We start from the raw sequence: 15,029 nt of genomic DNA, 5'->3' as shown, positions 1-15,029 counted from the left end.
ATCATGACTCCTGTTGCTGGGCGTGTGGCTGGCAGAGGCGGGCACGCAGCCGTTCGGCATTGGCGTGCAAGGCCTGACCGACCCGCGAGCCGTTGGCGCGGCCGAGCTGCTCGCTCACCCACTGGCCGGTGGCCGCCAGTTTGTCGAGATCCACCCCGGTTGTCATGCCAAGGCCGTGCAGCAGGTAGACCACCTCTTCTGACGCCACATTGCCGGAGGCGCCCGGCGCATAGGGGCAGCCGCCAAGCCCCGCCACCGAGCAGTCGATGGTGCGAATGCCGCGCTCCAGCGCGGGTAGCAGATTGGCCAACCCCTGGCCGTAGGTGTCGTGAAAATGGACCGCGAGTCGACCCGCCGGGATCTCGTGCAGCACCGCATCCAGCATGGGCGCCACCGTGCCCGGAGTGCCGACGCCGATGGTGTCCCCCAGCGAAATTTCGTGGCAACCGAGATCCAGCAGTTGCTCGGCCATGGCAGCGACCCGTTTCGGGCGGGTCGGGCCATCGAACGGGCAGGCGATGACGGTGGAGAGGTAGCCGCGCACCTTGATGCCGAGGCGGCGCGCCTCCTGCACCAGCGGGGCGAAGCGCACCAGCGACTCCTCCACGCTGATGCCGATATTGGCGCGGGTAAAACCGTCGGAGCAGGCGGTGAAGAGGCCAATCTCATCGGCGCGGGCGGCAATGGCTGCCTGCAGGCCTTGCAGATTGGGCACCAGAGCGCCGTAACGGGTTGAGCCCTTGCGCGGCAGTGCCTCGAACAGCGCTGCGGAGTCAGCCATCTGCGGCACTTTTTTGGGCGATACAAAGGCGCCAACCTCGATGCGCAGCAGACCGCTATCGGTAAGGCGCTGGATCAGCTCCAGCCGCTGTACCAGGGAGAGGGGCGCAGCTTCATTTTGCAGGCCATCTCGCGGCCCCATCTCCACCAAACTGACCCTGTCGTCACGGACGTCCTGTGATCGGTTCATGGGTGTTCCTCCTGTGAAGCAGTCTCTTCGGCAAAGCGCACCAGCACGGTTCCCTGGCTTACCTGCTCGCCTTGTTTGCACTGCAGGGCTTCAATTACCCCGTCCCGCTCTGCGCGCAACTGGTGTTCCATCTTCATCGCCTCCAGCACCAGCAGGGGTTGCCCCTTGCTGACTGTTTGCCCCTGCTCGATCAGCACGGCTACCACTATGCCGTGCATGGGGGCGATGGCGCCCTGCGCCTTCTCGTTTGCCTGCTCATGGTGGTGGCTGTGCTGCCGATCATTGGCCGCGAAGCGGATGCGCTGGCCCCCCAGGGTCATGATGAAGGTTGCCTCCGAGCCTTCGACCGTCTGAATGGGGATCTGTTGCCAGCAGCCACCCTGCTGCAGCCGGATATTATCGTCACCTCTCTGGTAGCAATGAGTCTCCCCTTGCCACTCAAACTGGCCGCCATGATCGTGAAGGGTCAATACCCGGTGCTCATCACCGATGCGCACCGCCGCTGTCCAGCAGCGATCCGGCCCCAGCCGAAATCCGCAGGCTTGCTGCCAGGGGGAGGTGCCCGCAGGGCGGCTCGCCAGCCAGAGGGTGGCCAGCGGCCAGGCGAGCTCAGGAATGGGCTGTGCTGTGGTGGGGATGGGCCATTGGGTATGGTGGCCCATGGCCAGGACGTCAGGCTCTTCACACAGGCGCAGCAAGAGCGCGCCGTTGTGCATCAGCGGCCCGAGATCCAGCGCCGCCAGCGCATCGGCCAGTTTGGCGAACGCCTCGGCGCGACTCTGGCCGTGGGAGATCAGCTTGGCGATCATGGGATCGTAATAGGGGCTCACCTCATCGCCAGCTGTAACGCCGGTGTCGATGCGCACGCCAACGGGCCAGTGGAGCCAGTGGATAGGCCCGCTGGCGGGCAGAAAACCGGCCGCCACATCCTCGGCGTAGAGGCGCGCTTCCACCGCATGGCCGCGCAGCACCACCTCATCCTGAGTCAGTGGCAGCGGCTTGCCCTCGGCCACTGCCAGCTGCCAGGCCACCAGATCCTGCCCGGTCACCGCTTCGGTGACCGGATGCTCTACCTGCAGCCGGGTGTTCATCTCCATAAAGAAGAACTCATCCTTGCAGAGCAGAAACTCGATGGTGCCCGCCCCCTGATAGTGGATGGCCTTGGCTGCGGCCACGGCTGCCTCCCCCATGGCGCGGCGCAGAGCCGGAGGGATGTCGGGGGCGGGCGCCTCTTCGATCACCTTCTGATGGCGTCGCTGCAACGAGCAGTCCCTGTCCCCCAGATAGATGGCGTTGCCGAGGCTATCGGCAAAGACCTGCACCTCCACGTGGCGAGCCTGGGGCAGATAGCGCTCCAGCAGCACCAGATCGTCACCAAAGGCGGCCTTGGCTTCCCGTTTGACGGCTGCCAGCGACTCGTCAAAGTCGGCCAGCTGATCGACCCTACGCATCCCCTTGCCACCGCCGCCACTGGCCGCCTTGATAAGTAGCGGGAAGCCAATCTGGCTCGCCTGATCGCGCAAAAAGTCCGGCCGTTGATCCGTGCCGTGATAGCCGGGCAGCACAGGTACGCCGGCTGCCTGCATCAGCGCCTTGGCCCCCGATTTGTCGCCCATGGCGAGAATGGCGGCGCCGCTTGGGCCGACAAAACGCAGGCCACGCTGCTCGCAGGCGGTGGCAAAATCGCTGTTTTCCGACAGAAAGCCGTAACCGGGATGGATGGCATCGGCGCGTGCCTCTTTGGCAATCTTCAGCACCTTGCCGGTGTCGAGATAGCTCTCTCTGGCTGGTGCGGGCCCCAGATGCCAGGCCTCATCGGCCAGACGGGTGTGCATGGCATGGGCGTCGGCATCGGAGTAGAGGGCGATGGTGTGAATGCCGAGGTGTTTCGCCGTCTTGATGATACGCACGGCGATTTCGCCGCGATTGGCGATCAGCAGGCGTTTAATCTGAGAGTGATGGGTCATGTCTCATCCTTGAAACGGGGACGCCAGGCGGGAGGACGTTTGTCGAAGAAGGCCTGCATCCCCTCCTGGGCTTCGAGCCCCACCCGAACCCGGGCGATGGTCTCGACGGTTTTCTCTTCGTGCAGGCGGGAAGGATGGGCCTCTATGGCCGCCAGCAGTCGTTTGGTCTCTTTCATCGCTTCCGGCCCGTTGCGGCACAGACGAAGGGCCTGTGCCCGCCCCTCCGCCAGAAGTTGATCCGGTTGGCAGAGTTGGTGTGCCACATTGAGCCGACAGGCGGTGATGGCATCGAACGGCTCGGCAGTGAGCATGTAGCGGCGCGCCTGACGCATTCCCATGGCACGTACCACGTAAGGGCTGATCACCGCAGGCACCAGACCCAGGCTCACCTCAGAGAGGCAGAAGCGGGCATCATCGCTGGCCAGCACCAGATCGCAGGCGCAGATGAGGCCCAGTGCCCCGCCATAGGCGGCCCCTTGCACCAGCGCCACCGTAGGGAAGGGAAGCTCATCGAGGGTCTGCATCAGCCGCGCCAGTACCCGGGCATCTTCGCGATTGTGCTCGAAATCGGCGTGGGCCAGATTACGCATCCAGTTGAGATCGGCACCCGCGCAAAAGTGTTTGCCCTCTGCCCGTAGCAGCAGGGCGTGAGGGCGTTCGGCGAGATCATGACCATGGAGATGGGCCAGATCATCGAGGCAGTCGAGCAGCCCCAGCATCAGGTCGGCATCAAAGGCGTTGTGGCGGGCCGGACGCGACAGCACCAGCTCGGCCAGCGGGCCGTGCCGCTCCAGCCGAAACGGGCCCTGTGTTGAAGAGCCAAGTGCTGAGGAAGTAAGTGGATCTGACATCGTTTTGCTCCTTACATCCGGAAGATGCCGTACTGCTCGGTTTCAATGCGGGCACCCTGACAGGCGGCGAGCGCCAGCGCCAGCACGGTGCGGCTCTGGGCCGGGTCGATAACGCCGTCATCCCAGAGGCGGGCGCTGGCGTAGTAGGGGTGACCCTGCTGCTCATACTGCTCGATCACCGGGGCACGGATGGCGGCTGCCTCCTGCTCGCTCAAATCTTTGCCCTCAGCAGCCAGTTTGTCCCGACGCACCTGCACCAGCACTCCGGCAGCTTGTTCGCCACCCATGACAGAGATACGGCTGTTGGGCCAGCTAAAGAGAAAATCGGGTTCATAGGCGCGGCCACACATGCCGTAGTTGCCGGCACCAAAGCTGCCGCCGACGATCAGGGTGATCTTTGGCACCCGGCTGCAGGCCACTGCGGTGACCAGCTTGGCGCCGTGCTTGGCGATCCCCTCTTTTTCTGCGCTACTCCCCACCATAAAACCGGTGATGTTCTGCAAAAAGAGCAGCGGGATGGCACGCCGGTTACAGAGTTGGATAAAGTGGGCCCCCTTCTGGGCACTGTCGCTGTGCAGCACGCCGTTGTTGGCGAGGATGCCCACTTCCATGCCGCAAATACGGGCAAAGCCGGTCACCAGAGTGGTGCCGAACAGCGCCTTGAATTCGTCAAAGTCAGAGCTATCCACCAGTCGTGCAATCAGCTCGCGGGCGTCGTAAGGGCGTTTGAGAGTGGTGCCCACCAGACCGTAGAGCTCCTCGATCGGGTAGCAGGGGGTCTCGTAGCCGGGGCTGCTCTCTATCGGCTCGTTACCCAGATGAGTAACCAGCGTGCGGGCGATGGCCAACGCATGGGCATCGTCACGGGCCATATGATCAGCAACGCCGGAGTGGGCGCAGTGCACTTCGGCGCCGCCCAGGGCCTCGGCGCTGATCTCCTCGCCGGTGGCAGCCTTGACCAGCGGCGGACCCGCCAGAAAGATGGTGGCCTGCTCCCTGACCATGATCGACTCGTCCGCCATGGCGGGCACGTAGGCGCCCCCGGCGGTGCAGAGCCCCATCACCACTGCCAGTTGAGGGATGTTTTGGGCCGACATGCGGGCCTGGTTGTAGAAGATGCGGCCAAAGTGATCCCGGTCGGGGAACACCTCGTCCTGCATCGGCAAGAAGGCGCCTCCGGAATCCACCAGATAGAGGCAGGGGAGACTCAGCCGCTCGGCGATGGTCTGGGCGCGCAGGTGTTTTTTCACCGTGAGCGGGTAGTAGGTACCACCCTTCACGGTGGCGTCGTTCACCACCAGCATGCAGAGCCTGCCCGAGACCCGGCCGATGCCGGTGATGATGCCGGCGGCGGGCACCGGCTCGTCATAGACCTGCCAGCCAGCCAGCGCCGACAGTTCGAGAAACGGGGAGCCCGGGTCCAGCAGCTGATTGATGCGCTCGCGGGGCAGCAGCTTGCCACGGGCCTGATGGCGGGCGTTGTTGGCCGCGCCGCCTCCTTGGGCGATCTCGGCAATGCGGGCATGGAGATCGTCGACCAGCTCCTGCATAGCGGCCCGATTGGCCATATATTCCGGGCTCGCCGTGTCGAGACGGGAGTGGAGCCTGCTCATGCGTTATCCCCCATCAGCTCGCGGCCGATGAGCCAGCGGCGGATCTCCGAGGTGCCGGCGCCGATCTCGTAAAGTTTGGCGTCCCGCAGTAGGCGGCCGGTGGGGTATTCGTTGATGTAACCGTTGCCGCCGAGCAGCTGGATAGCGTCGAGGGCCATCTGGGTGGCGTTTTCGGCGGCAAACAGGATGGCTGCGGCGCAATCTTTACGGCTGGTGTGACCCTGATCGCAGGCGCTCGCCACCGAGTAGACCAGCGCCCGGCTGCTGGCGAGGCGGGTATACATGTCGGCGAGCTTGCCCTGCACCAGCTGGAACTCGCCGATGGCTTGACCGAACTGCTTGCGCTCACGCACATAGGGCAGCACCACGTCCATGCAGGCCTGCATGATGCCAAGGGGGCCCGCAGCCAGCACCACCCGCTCGTAATCGAGCCCGCTCATCAGCACCTTGACCCCGCCGTGCAGGGTGCCCAGCAGGTTCTCCTGCGGCACCCGGCAGTTGTCGAACACCAGTTCGCAGGTGCTGGAGCCGCGCATCCCCAGCTTGTCGAGCTTCTGGGCGGTAGAAAAACCGGGAGTGCCGGCTTCAACGATAAAAGCAGAAATTCCTTTGGGGCCGGCACTGGCATCTGTCTTGGCATAGATGACGAAGGTGTCGGCATCGGGACCGTTGGTGATCCACATCTTGTTGCCGTTCAGCACGAAGTGATCGCCCTCGCGCTCCGCGGTGAGGCGCATGCTAACCACATCGGAGCCTGCGCCCGGCTCGCTCATGGCCAGTGCCCCCACATGCTCGCCACTCACCAGCGGTGGCAGGTAGCGCGCTTTCTGTTCCGCCGTGCCGTGGCGGTGGATCTGATTGATGCAGAGATTGGAGTGGGCGCCGTAGGAGAGGCCGACCGAGGCGCTGGCGCGGCTTACCTGTTCCATCACCAGCACGTGGGCCAGATAGCCGAGATTCACCCCGTCATACTCCTCCGCCACCGTGATGCCGTGCAGCCCCAGTTCACCCATCCGGGGCCAGAGATCACGGGGAAAGGCGTTGCTCTGATCGATCTCGCTGGCGCGCGGGGCGATCACTTTCTGGCAGAAGGCCGCAACCTGTTCGGTCAGGGCATTCAGGGTCTCATCCATCTGCATCCATGCTCTCCTTGCGGATATGACAATCGGGTAGGAAGGTTGGTTCGACCGGCTGACTCGGCTTCAAGGCTGGCAGTGGTCGGTCCATTTTTGTACTTCACTTCTGCCATAAGTTTACGTTAGCGTAAACGTAAATCAATTGTTAATCTGTTGTGTGTCGATAGAGAGGTGGTAGTGAGAGCGTCATCAGCTACCACGACAACAGCGCCATAGTGGCAGAGCCGACTGACGCAGCGTGTGGGCGCCGCGTCATAAAGCACTAACTCAGGAAAGTAAGCGCGGGGCAACAAGGGAGCGAACGACAAGATGGATTTTACCCTGACAGATGATCAACAGGCGTATGTGGAGGCGGCCGCCGCCTTTGCCGATGAGGCGCTCAAACCCCATGCCGCGCGCTGGGACAAGGATCATGAGTTTCCGATCCCGACCATCAAGCAGGCGGCCGGGCTAGGTTTTTGCGGTCTCTATACCCCGGAGCAGTTTGGCGGATTGGGATTGCCTCGCCTCGATGCGAGCCTCATCTTTGAACGCCTCGCCATGGGGTGCACCTCGACCACGGCGTATCTGACCATCCACAACATGGTGAGCTGGATGCTGGGTAGCTGGTTGCCCACCGAGGTTGCCAAAGAGTGGGTGCCCAAACTGGCCAGCGGCGAATTGCTGGGCTCCTATTGCCTCACCGAGCCGGGGGCAGGCTCAGATGCGGCGGCACTCAAGACCCGGGCGGTGCGCGAGGGTGACAGCTACCTCATCGAGGGGACCAAGGTCTTTATCTCGGGAGCTGGCAGCAGCGATGTGCTGGTGGTGATGGCCCGTACCGGTGGTGAAGGTGCGAAGGGGATCTCTGCCTTTATGGTACCGGCAGATAGCGCGGGCATCGTCTATGGCAAGCCCGAAGAGAAAATGGGCTGGAACAGCCAGCCGACCCGGGAAGTGGCGTTCAACGGAGTGCGAATTCCCGCCCGCTATCGGCTGGGTGAGGAGGGGGAAGGGTTCAAATTCGCCATGCAGGCCCTCGATGGTGGGCGCATCAATATTGCCACCTGTTCGGTGGGCACCGCCCAGCAGGCGCTGGACGATGCGCTGGCCTATGTGCAGCAGCGCCAGCAATTTGGTCACCCGATCAGCGAATTCCAGAGCGTGCAATTTCGCCTGGCCGATATGGCGACCGAGCTGGCTGCCGCCCGTCTGCTGGTGCGTCAGGCGGCTGACAAACTGGATCGCGGGGATCCCGACAAGAGTGCCTGGTGCGCCATGGCCAAACGGTTTGCCACCGATGTGGGTTATCGGGTTTGTGATGAGGCTCTGCAACTCTTTGGCGGCTATGGTTATATCCGCGAGTATCCGCTCGAGCGCTATCTGCGCGATACCCGGGTACACCGCATTCTGGAGGGCACCAACGAGGTGATGCGACTCATCATCGCGCGCCGCATGCTGACCGATCCCGGTTTGTCGCTGGGCTAACCGGTGGTCGCATCAAGGGTGTGTTGCCTGCCACCCGATTTGCACCGTGCCATGCCGGTTTCGGCTTTGTGAGCCAGCCACAGGTTGGTGTCACTCAAGCCTGTCATCATGGCGGCAGCTTCATCGACAAGGACAATGTTATGACAAGGATCAGACTCGAATATCATGGCCATGTGGCCTATATCACCCTCGACCATCCCCCTGCCAATACCTGGACCCTCGCCAGCCTGCAGGCCTTTTTGCAGATGATGGTGGAGCTCGACAGTCGTCCCGATGTGGTGGCACTGGTGATCCGTGGTGCGGGCGACAAATTTTTCTGCGCCGGTGCCGACCTCAATATGTTTGTCGAGGGGAATGTCGAGCTGGCCCGCGAAGTAGCCGAGGCCTTTGGCAAGGCCTTCGAGGCGCTGGCCCGCTTTCACGGCGTCAGTATCGCCGCCATCAATGGTTATGCCATGGGCGGCGGGCTGGAAGTGGCGCTGGCCTGTGATATCCGCATCGCCGAACAGCAGGCGTTGCTGGGACTGCCGGAAGCCTCTGTGGGCTTGCTTCCCTGTGCCGGTGGCACCCAGCGTCTGACCGAGCTGGTGGGGCCGGGCTGGGCCAAGCGGATGATCCTCTGCGGTGAGAAGGTGAGTGCCTCGCTGGCCTACGAGATGGGGCTGGTGGAGGAGGTGGTGAAAACCGGTCAGGCATGGGAGGCGGCGCACCAGATGGCCCATCTGGTGGAGCGCCAGAGCCCGAGCGCCCTGCGCGCCTGCAAAACCCTGATCAATCAGGGCCGCAGTGGTCCGCGGGATGCCGCCTTGCCCCTTGAGCGGTCGCTGTTTCTCGATCTCTTTAGCGATGCCAATCAGCGTGAAGGGGTTGCCGCCTTCCTGGAGAAACGCTTACCGCGCTGGCAATATGGCCCAACATAGTAAATCCATACGGAGCTGTATATGAGTGAGCCGGTCAAGGTTAGCTGTTATCCCACCGAAGATGGTCATCAGATCGGGGTGTTGACCCTCGACAGCCCTGCGTCTCTCAACGCATTGAGCCTGCCGATGATCCAGATCCTGCAACAGACGCTGACCCGTTGGGAGCAGGATCCCGCCATCGTCTGTGTGCTGCTGCAGGGGGCGGGTGAGAAGGCATTTTGTGCCGGTGGCGATATCCGCTCCTTCTATTACCGCAAGCAGGAGGTGAGCGAGGCGGAACTGTTCGAATATGCCCGCGACTTTTTCGAGCAGGAGTATCGGCTCGATCACCACATCCACTCTTACCGCAAGCCCCTTGTCTGCGTGGCGGACGGCATCTGCATGGGCGGTGGGATAGGCTTGTTTGCCGGCGCCGATTTCCGGGTGGTGACCGAGAAGAGCCTGTTCGCCATGCCGGAGGTGACCATTGGCCTCTACCCCGATGTGGGGGCCAGCTGGTTTTTAAGCCGGATGCCGGGGCGGCTGGGGCTCTGGCTTGGTTTGACTGGCGCCCGCTTCAACGGGAGTGATGCCATCGGCCTTGGGCTGGCGGATCATGCCATCGCCAGTGGCGAGCGCAGTGCGCTGTTGTCACGCCTCGCCGTGCTCGACTGGACTGGCAGTGGTGATCCCCGTGAGCAGATCGATCTGCTGCTCAGGGAATTGCACCGTGAGGTGGCGGCCCGCTTGCCGGCGCCAGTATTGCTACCCCATCAACAGAGGATCGATGCCTTGCTGGCGGGACGCACGTTGCAAGGGGTATTGGGTCGGTTGTTCGAGGCTCAGTTCGATGAACATGAAGCTGTGCTCCAGCAGGCGCAGCAGATTTGCCGCACCGGCAGCCCCATCAGCCGCGCCATTTTGTGGCGCCAATATTGGCAGGCTCGCCGCAACTCCCTGGCCGAAGTATTTGCCGAGGAGCTGACCCTCTCGGTCAACTGTGTGCTCAAGGGGGATTTTGTGGAAGGGGTACGGGCACTGCTGATCGACAAGGATAAAGATCCCCGCTGGCAACAGTTGCCACCGGAGGTGGAGTGGCTGGACGAGTTCTATCGCTGGCCGCAGGGGCGCAATCCGTTGACCTGCAAGGAATAACATCTTGGCAACCGGCGGACGCCGCCATCAGCAACGCAAGGAGCAAGCGGGATGACAAGGATAGGGTTTATCGGGCTCGGCAACATGGGGGGGCCCATGGCGGCCAATCTGGCCAGGGCCGGGCACAGGGTGCAGGTGTTTGATCTGGTTGCCCAAAACATTGAGCGCGCCATCGCCGCTGGCTGCATCGCCACGGGGGATGCCCGTGATGCGGCGACCGGCTGCGAGGTGGTGATCAGCATGTTGCCTGCGGGGGAGCATGTACGCGATCTTTGGTTGGGCGAGAGCGCCGGTGAGCGAGGTGGGCAGGATCTGCTGGCAGCACTGCCGGTTGGTGCACTGGTGATCGACTGCTCCACCATAGATGTCGACTCTGCCCGTCAGGTCGGGGAGGCGGCCCGCGCGCGTGGTTTGCGTTTTATCGATGCCCCTGTCTCGGGTGGTGTCGCCGGTGCGGCCGCCGGGACGCTCACCTTTATCGTCGGTGGCGACGGGGCGGATTTCGAGTCAGCCAAGCCCCTGCTCGCCTGCATGGGGCAGAATCTGTTTCATGCCGGGGCGTTGGGGGCAGGGCAGATCGCCAAGATGTGCAACAACATGCTGCTTGCGATCCACATGGCGGGCACCGCCGAGGCGTTGGCCCTCGGGGTGAAGGAGGGGCTGGATCCCGCCGTGCTCTCCACCATCATGGGCAAGAGCTCCGGCAACAACTGGAGTCTGGAGCGCTACAACCCCTGGCCCGGGGTGATGGAGAATGTCCCTGCCGCCCGCAACTATCAGGGGGGCTTTATGACCCGTCTGATGGTGAAAGATTTGGGGCTGGCCATGGCGCTGGCCGAGCATGCTCACAGCGCTGTGCCCATGGGGGCGCTCGCGCGTAACCTGTTCAACCTGCATGCCGCTCAGGGGCAGGGGAGCCGCGATTTCTCCAGCATCGTCGAACTCTATCTGGATAAACAGGGTCCCGCCTGACGGGCCACCTCTCTTCAAGGCATCTCCCTTCGACCAGCTACAAGGAGCATTGATGGATATCAAAGATAAGGTCATCGTTATTACCGGTGCCGGACGTGGCTTGGGACGTGCCATTGCGCTGGCCTTGGGCGCACAGGGGGCGACGCTGGCGCTGCTCGACATCAATCGCGCCGATCTGGAGGCGACCGCAGCCCTAGTGCGCAGCCAGAATGATCAGTGCGATCAAGATAGCCAGTGCGAGCTGTTTGTCTGCAATGTGGCGAGCGAAGCCGAGGTTGAGGCCGTGTTTGCTGCCATCAAGGGGCGTTTTGGCGTGCTGCACGGTCTTATCAACTGCGCCGGCATTTTGCGCGATGGCATGCTGATCAAGGTGAAAGAGGGTGAGCTGGTGGAGAAGATGACGCTGGCCCAGTGGCAGAGCGTGATTGACGTCAACCTCACCGGTACCTTCCTCTGCGGTCGTGAAGGGGCGGCGCTGATGGCGCAAGGAGGGCAGGGGGGCGTTATCATCAACATCTCTTCCATCGCCCGCGCCGGCAATATTGGCCAGAGCAACTATGCCGCCAGCAAGGCAGGGGTTGCCTCGCTGGTGGTGACCTGGGCGCGGGAGTTGGCGCGCCATGGCATTCGGGTGATGGGGATTGCCCCCGGGGTGTTTGCCACCGACATGACGGCGGCGATGAAGCCGGAGGCGATGGCGCGGATGCAGCAGGCCATTCCGGTCGGCACCCTTGGCGAGGCGCAGCAGCTGGCCGAGACGGTGAGCTTTATTTTTGCCAACGACTATCTGTCGGGAAGGATGATAGAACTGGATGGCGGTTTGCGTTTATAGGGATTTACATAATGGGCCCCGGTGTTTCCACCGGGGCTTTTTTATGCAGATTATTTATACAGAGAGTGCCTGAATGGCGATGCATAGGAACCATGCGAGTCAGGTTGTGTTGGCAGAAAAATGAGAAATATCAATGGGTCTTGGTTAATTTGAGCCAGCTCACAGGCCATATGGGTCAGTGCTGTAAAATTGCGCGCGGTCAAGGCGGTGCATGATTGACGGGACGAGGGATTGCGGTCGGAATAGTCATGCAATATAGTTGCCGCCTTTTTCACGGGGTCAGGATTCCCAGCCCCTCCCATATTGCGCGCAGTATGAATACGGACGCTCTGCCGCCGCCTAAATAAACAGGATTGAAATGGACAAGAAACTAGGGCTGGGCGCCCTCATTTCGCTGGTGATCGGCTCCATGGTCGGCGCCGGGGTCTTCAGTCTGCCACAAAACATTGCTGCGCATGCCAGTGCCGGGGCGGTCGCCCTGGGTTGGGCCATCACCGGTCTTGGCATGATCTGTCTCGCGCTGGTCTATCAGAACCTCTCCATGCGCCGCCCCGATCTCGATGGCGGTATCTTCAGCTATGCCAAGGCCGGTTTCGGCGATTTCATCGGTTTCAACGCCGCCTGGGGTTACTGGCTCTGCCAACTGCTGGCCAACGTCTCTTACGCCATCGTAGTGTTCAGCGCCCTGAGCTACTTCTTCGATACGCCTGACAACGTCATCTTCGGTGACGGCAATACGCCGGTGGCCATCACGCTGGCCTCCATCCTGATCTGGTCGGTGCATGCGCTGGTGCTGCGCGGGGTGCAGGTCGCTGCGCTGGTGAATATCGTCACCACCATCGCCAAGATGGTGCCGCTCATCGTCTTCTGTGTCGCGATCCTGCTGGCCTTCAACATGGATACCTTCACTCTGGATATCTGGGGCCAGAACAACATGGAGCTTGGCTCCGTGATGGATCAGGTCAAGTCCACCATGAAGGTGACCCTCTGGGTCTTTATCGGGATTGAAGGGGCCGTGGTGGTCTCTGCCCGTGCCCGTCATCGCAAGGATGTGGGCCGAGCTACCGTGCTGGCGCTGCTCGGCGCCCTGACGCTTTACGTGATGGTGACCCTGTTCTCGCTGGGTGTCATGAGCCAGCCGCAACTGGCGGCGCTCAAGAACCCTTCGACCGCCATGATCCTTGAAGCCGTGGTCGGCCCCTGGGGCGCCTGGCTTATCAACATTGGTCTGGTGGTGTCTGTGATGGGTGCTCTGCTCAGCTGGACCGTGCTGGCCGCTGAAGTGCCCTACATCGCGGGCAAGACCGGTGTGTTCCCGGGCTGGTTTGCCAAGGAGAACAAGAACGGCTCGCCGCAGGTGTCCCTCTGGTGCTCCACCTGTCTGGTGCAGATCTTCCTGATCATCATCTACTTCCAGAGCAGCACCTATCTGGCGCTGGTCAACATCGCAACCTCGGCGGCGCTGGTGCCTTACGTCTTTTCGGGCGCTTATGGCCTGAAGCTGGCATTGAAAGGGGAGACCTATCAGGGTCAACCTCATCAGCGCAAGCGTGACCTGCTGCTGGCCCTGGTGGCGACCGTTTACGGCTGCTGGCTGGTCTATGCTGCCGGTGTGGAGTACCTGCTGCTGGTGGCGCTGCTTTATAGTCCGGGCATCTTCATCTACTGGAAGGCGCGTCAGCATCACGGTCTGCGCGGCCTTAACCGATTGGAGCAGGGGATGACGGCGGCCCTGCTCGGCTGTGCCGTGCTGGCCTTCTACAAGGTGATGGACGGTACCATTCCACTGCACTAACCGGCACAATGAAGAGATGGCCCTCGCGCCATCTCTTTTTTTTCATGCAGATATCCACTGTTGCCCGGCCGTGTTGGCCAGTTTTTGTTTAACACAGGAATTTTTATGCTGTTTATGGGTTACCTCCTGCTGGGCGCCTTTGCCGGTATGCTGGCGGGACTGTTCGGGATCGGCGGCGGTCTTATCATTGTCCCCGTGCTGGTCATTACCTTTCGCGCCCAGGGCATCGACCCTGAAATCATTACTCATCTGGCCCTTGGCACCTCGTTGCCCACCATGATCTTTACCGGATTCAGCTCGCTGCGGGCCCACCGGGAGGCGGGCGCCGTCGATTGGGTGATGATCCGCCGACTCGGCGCCGGCATGCTGATCGGGGGTTGGCTCGGCGGCATGACCGCCAATCTGCTCAGCACCAGCACCCTCAATATCATTATCGGCTGCTTCGCCTGGAGCATGGCGCTACAGATGGGGCTCAACCTTAAACCCAAAGCGGAGCGCCATATGCCGGGGCCGCTCGGCACAGGCATTGCCGGTACCATCATTGGCTGGATGTCAGCCCTGTTTGGTATTGGCGGTGGCTCGCTCACTGTCCCTTATCTGAGCTGGAACTCGGTGCCAATGCGCAATGCGGTAGCGGCCTCTGCAGCCTGCAGCATACCCATCGCGCTGGCGGGGAGCCTCAGCTACCTCTATGCGGGTTGGGATCATGCCGATCTGCCCGAGTGGAGTGTGGGCTACATCTATCTGCCCGCCCTGCTGGGCATTGTGCTGACCAGTACCCAGTTCGCACGCATTGGCGCCAAGCTGGCACACCGCCTGTCACCCACACGCCTCAAGCAGGCCTTTGCCCTGCTGATGCTGCTGGTGGGGGCGAAATTTATGCTGTTTAGCTGATTCATTCAGCAGATTGTTGAAAAATAAGGCAAACGATCTGTTGGAGGGTAGAAAGCCGTTGCATTGAACGCCCAGTTTGCCTATTCTCCTCGCCGGTGGTCCTATTGGTCCTCTCGCATTGATAACCCGTCGACCTGGTCAGGACCGGAAGGTAGCAGCCAAGGCGGGGGACTCGAGTGCCGGGATGTGGCTGGTAGGGCCACCACTTGTTTCTGCAATTCAATAAGTTAGCTTCCTAAAGCCCTTGGTCATCCACTTTGTGTGGACGACGAGGAGCTCATCGATGAATCTCTGGCTCAGTCCCCACGGCATCTGGTATTACCGGAAAGTCACCACGCTCCCCTGTGGTCGCCGCAAAGAGATCAAAAAATCCCTGCATACCCGAGATAAGCCGACGGCCCGTGCAGCTGTTGCGAAGCTGCTTGCCTGCGTGCGTTCCAGACCCAAGCCCATTCAGTTGCCTGCAGACGTCAATGTT

General features: G+C 61.9%; 12 protein-coding genes and 1 other RNA gene. 8 read left to right on the top strand and 5 right to left on the bottom strand.

Features of this window, described 5'->3' with window-relative positions; genetic code table 11:
* Position 1: 1 nt before the first annotated feature.
* Genes ACW5XC_RS07660 through ACW5XC_RS07640 form a run of 5 tightly spaced genes read right to left on the bottom strand, consistent with a single transcriptional unit; the run spans position 2 to position 6,540 of the window.
* Positions 2 to 970, bottom strand: a complete 969-nt coding sequence (locus ACW5XC_RS07660; protein ID WP_042052844.1) for a hydroxymethylglutaryl-CoA lyase — start codon at positions 968 to 970, stop codon at positions 2 to 4.
* The gene (locus ACW5XC_RS07655) at positions 967 to 2,937 is read right to left on the bottom strand and encodes an acetyl/propionyl/methylcrotonyl-CoA carboxylase subunit alpha (protein ID WP_042052843.1); all 1,971 of its coding nucleotides are present in this window, start codon (positions 2,935 to 2,937) and stop codon (positions 967 to 969) included. The genes ACW5XC_RS07660 and ACW5XC_RS07655 overlap by 4 nt, the downstream gene beginning before the upstream one ends.
* The gene (locus tag ACW5XC_RS07650) at positions 2,934 to 3,788 is read right to left on the bottom strand and encodes an enoyl-CoA hydratase-related protein (protein ID WP_042052842.1); all 855 of its coding nucleotides are present in this window, start codon (positions 3,786 to 3,788) and stop codon (positions 2,934 to 2,936) included. Before ACW5XC_RS07650 ends, ACW5XC_RS07655 begins: the two co-directional genes overlap by 4 nt.
* A gap of 11 nt (positions 3,789 to 3,799) precedes the next feature.
* Positions 3,800 to 5,401 carry a carboxyl transferase domain-containing protein gene (locus ACW5XC_RS07645; protein WP_042052841.1) on the bottom strand — a complete coding sequence of 534 codons (1,602 nt, stop codon included), beginning with the start codon at positions 5,399 to 5,401 and terminating at the stop codon, positions 3,800 to 3,802.
* The gene (locus tag ACW5XC_RS07640; RefSeq protein ID WP_042052840.1) at positions 5,398 to 6,540 is read right to left on the bottom strand and encodes an isovaleryl-CoA dehydrogenase; all 1,143 of its coding nucleotides are present in this window, start codon (positions 6,538 to 6,540) and stop codon (positions 5,398 to 5,400) included. The genes ACW5XC_RS07645 and ACW5XC_RS07640 overlap by 4 nt, the downstream gene beginning before the upstream one ends.
* Positions 6,541 to 6,846: 306 nt before the next feature.
* On the opposite strand from ACW5XC_RS07640, the gene ACW5XC_RS07635 reads away from it, so the two are divergent.
* From ACW5XC_RS07635 to ffs, 8 genes are all read left to right on the top strand, one after another.
* The gene (locus ACW5XC_RS07635) at positions 6,847 to 8,004 is read left to right on the top strand and encodes an acyl-CoA dehydrogenase family protein (RefSeq protein WP_042052839.1); all 1,158 of its coding nucleotides are present in this window, start codon (positions 6,847 to 6,849) and stop codon (positions 8,002 to 8,004) included.
* 140 nt (positions 8,005 to 8,144) lie between these two features.
* Positions 8,145 to 8,924 carry an enoyl-CoA hydratase gene (locus tag ACW5XC_RS07630; protein WP_042052899.1) on the top strand — a complete coding sequence of 260 codons (780 nt, stop codon included), beginning with the start codon at positions 8,145 to 8,147 and terminating at the stop codon, positions 8,922 to 8,924.
* Between the two features lie 21 nt (positions 8,925 to 8,945).
* Positions 8,946 to 10,058 carry an enoyl-CoA hydratase/isomerase family protein gene (locus ACW5XC_RS07625; RefSeq protein WP_042052838.1) on the top strand — a complete coding sequence of 371 codons (1,113 nt, stop codon included), beginning with the start codon at positions 8,946 to 8,948 and terminating at the stop codon, positions 10,056 to 10,058.
* A gap of 51 nt (positions 10,059 to 10,109) precedes the next feature.
* Positions 10,110 to 11,030, top strand: coding sequence for a 3-hydroxyisobutyrate dehydrogenase (gene mmsB, locus ACW5XC_RS07620; protein ID WP_042052837.1), 921 nt, complete (start codon positions 10,110 to 10,112; stop codon positions 11,028 to 11,030).
* A 52-nt stretch (positions 11,031 to 11,082) separates the two neighbouring features.
* The gene (locus tag ACW5XC_RS07615; protein WP_042052836.1) at positions 11,083 to 11,862 is read left to right on the top strand and encodes an SDR family oxidoreductase; all 780 of its coding nucleotides are present in this window, start codon (positions 11,083 to 11,085) and stop codon (positions 11,860 to 11,862) included.
* Between the two features lie 358 nt (positions 11,863 to 12,220).
* Entirely contained in the window at positions 12,221 to 13,657 is a 1,437-nt protein-coding gene (arcD, locus tag ACW5XC_RS07610) for an arginine-ornithine antiporter (protein WP_005336921.1), read from the top strand.
* 105 nt (positions 13,658 to 13,762) lie between these two features.
* Positions 13,763 to 14,551, top strand: a complete 789-nt coding sequence (locus ACW5XC_RS07605; protein ID WP_042052835.1) for a sulfite exporter TauE/SafE family protein — start codon at positions 13,763 to 13,765, stop codon at positions 14,549 to 14,551.
* Positions 14,552 to 14,653: 102 nt separating this feature from the next.
* An RNA gene (gene ffs, locus ACW5XC_RS07600) (signal recognition particle sRNA small type) lies at positions 14,654 to 14,750 on the top strand.
* The last annotated feature ends 279 nt before the right edge of the window (positions 14,751 to 15,029 follow it).

The sequence above is a fragment of the Aeromonas sp. 25-AL00135 genome (assembly GCF_054052385.1).
Note: the sequence above shows the minus strand (reverse complement) of the source record. Positions and strands in the feature narration are given on the sequence as shown.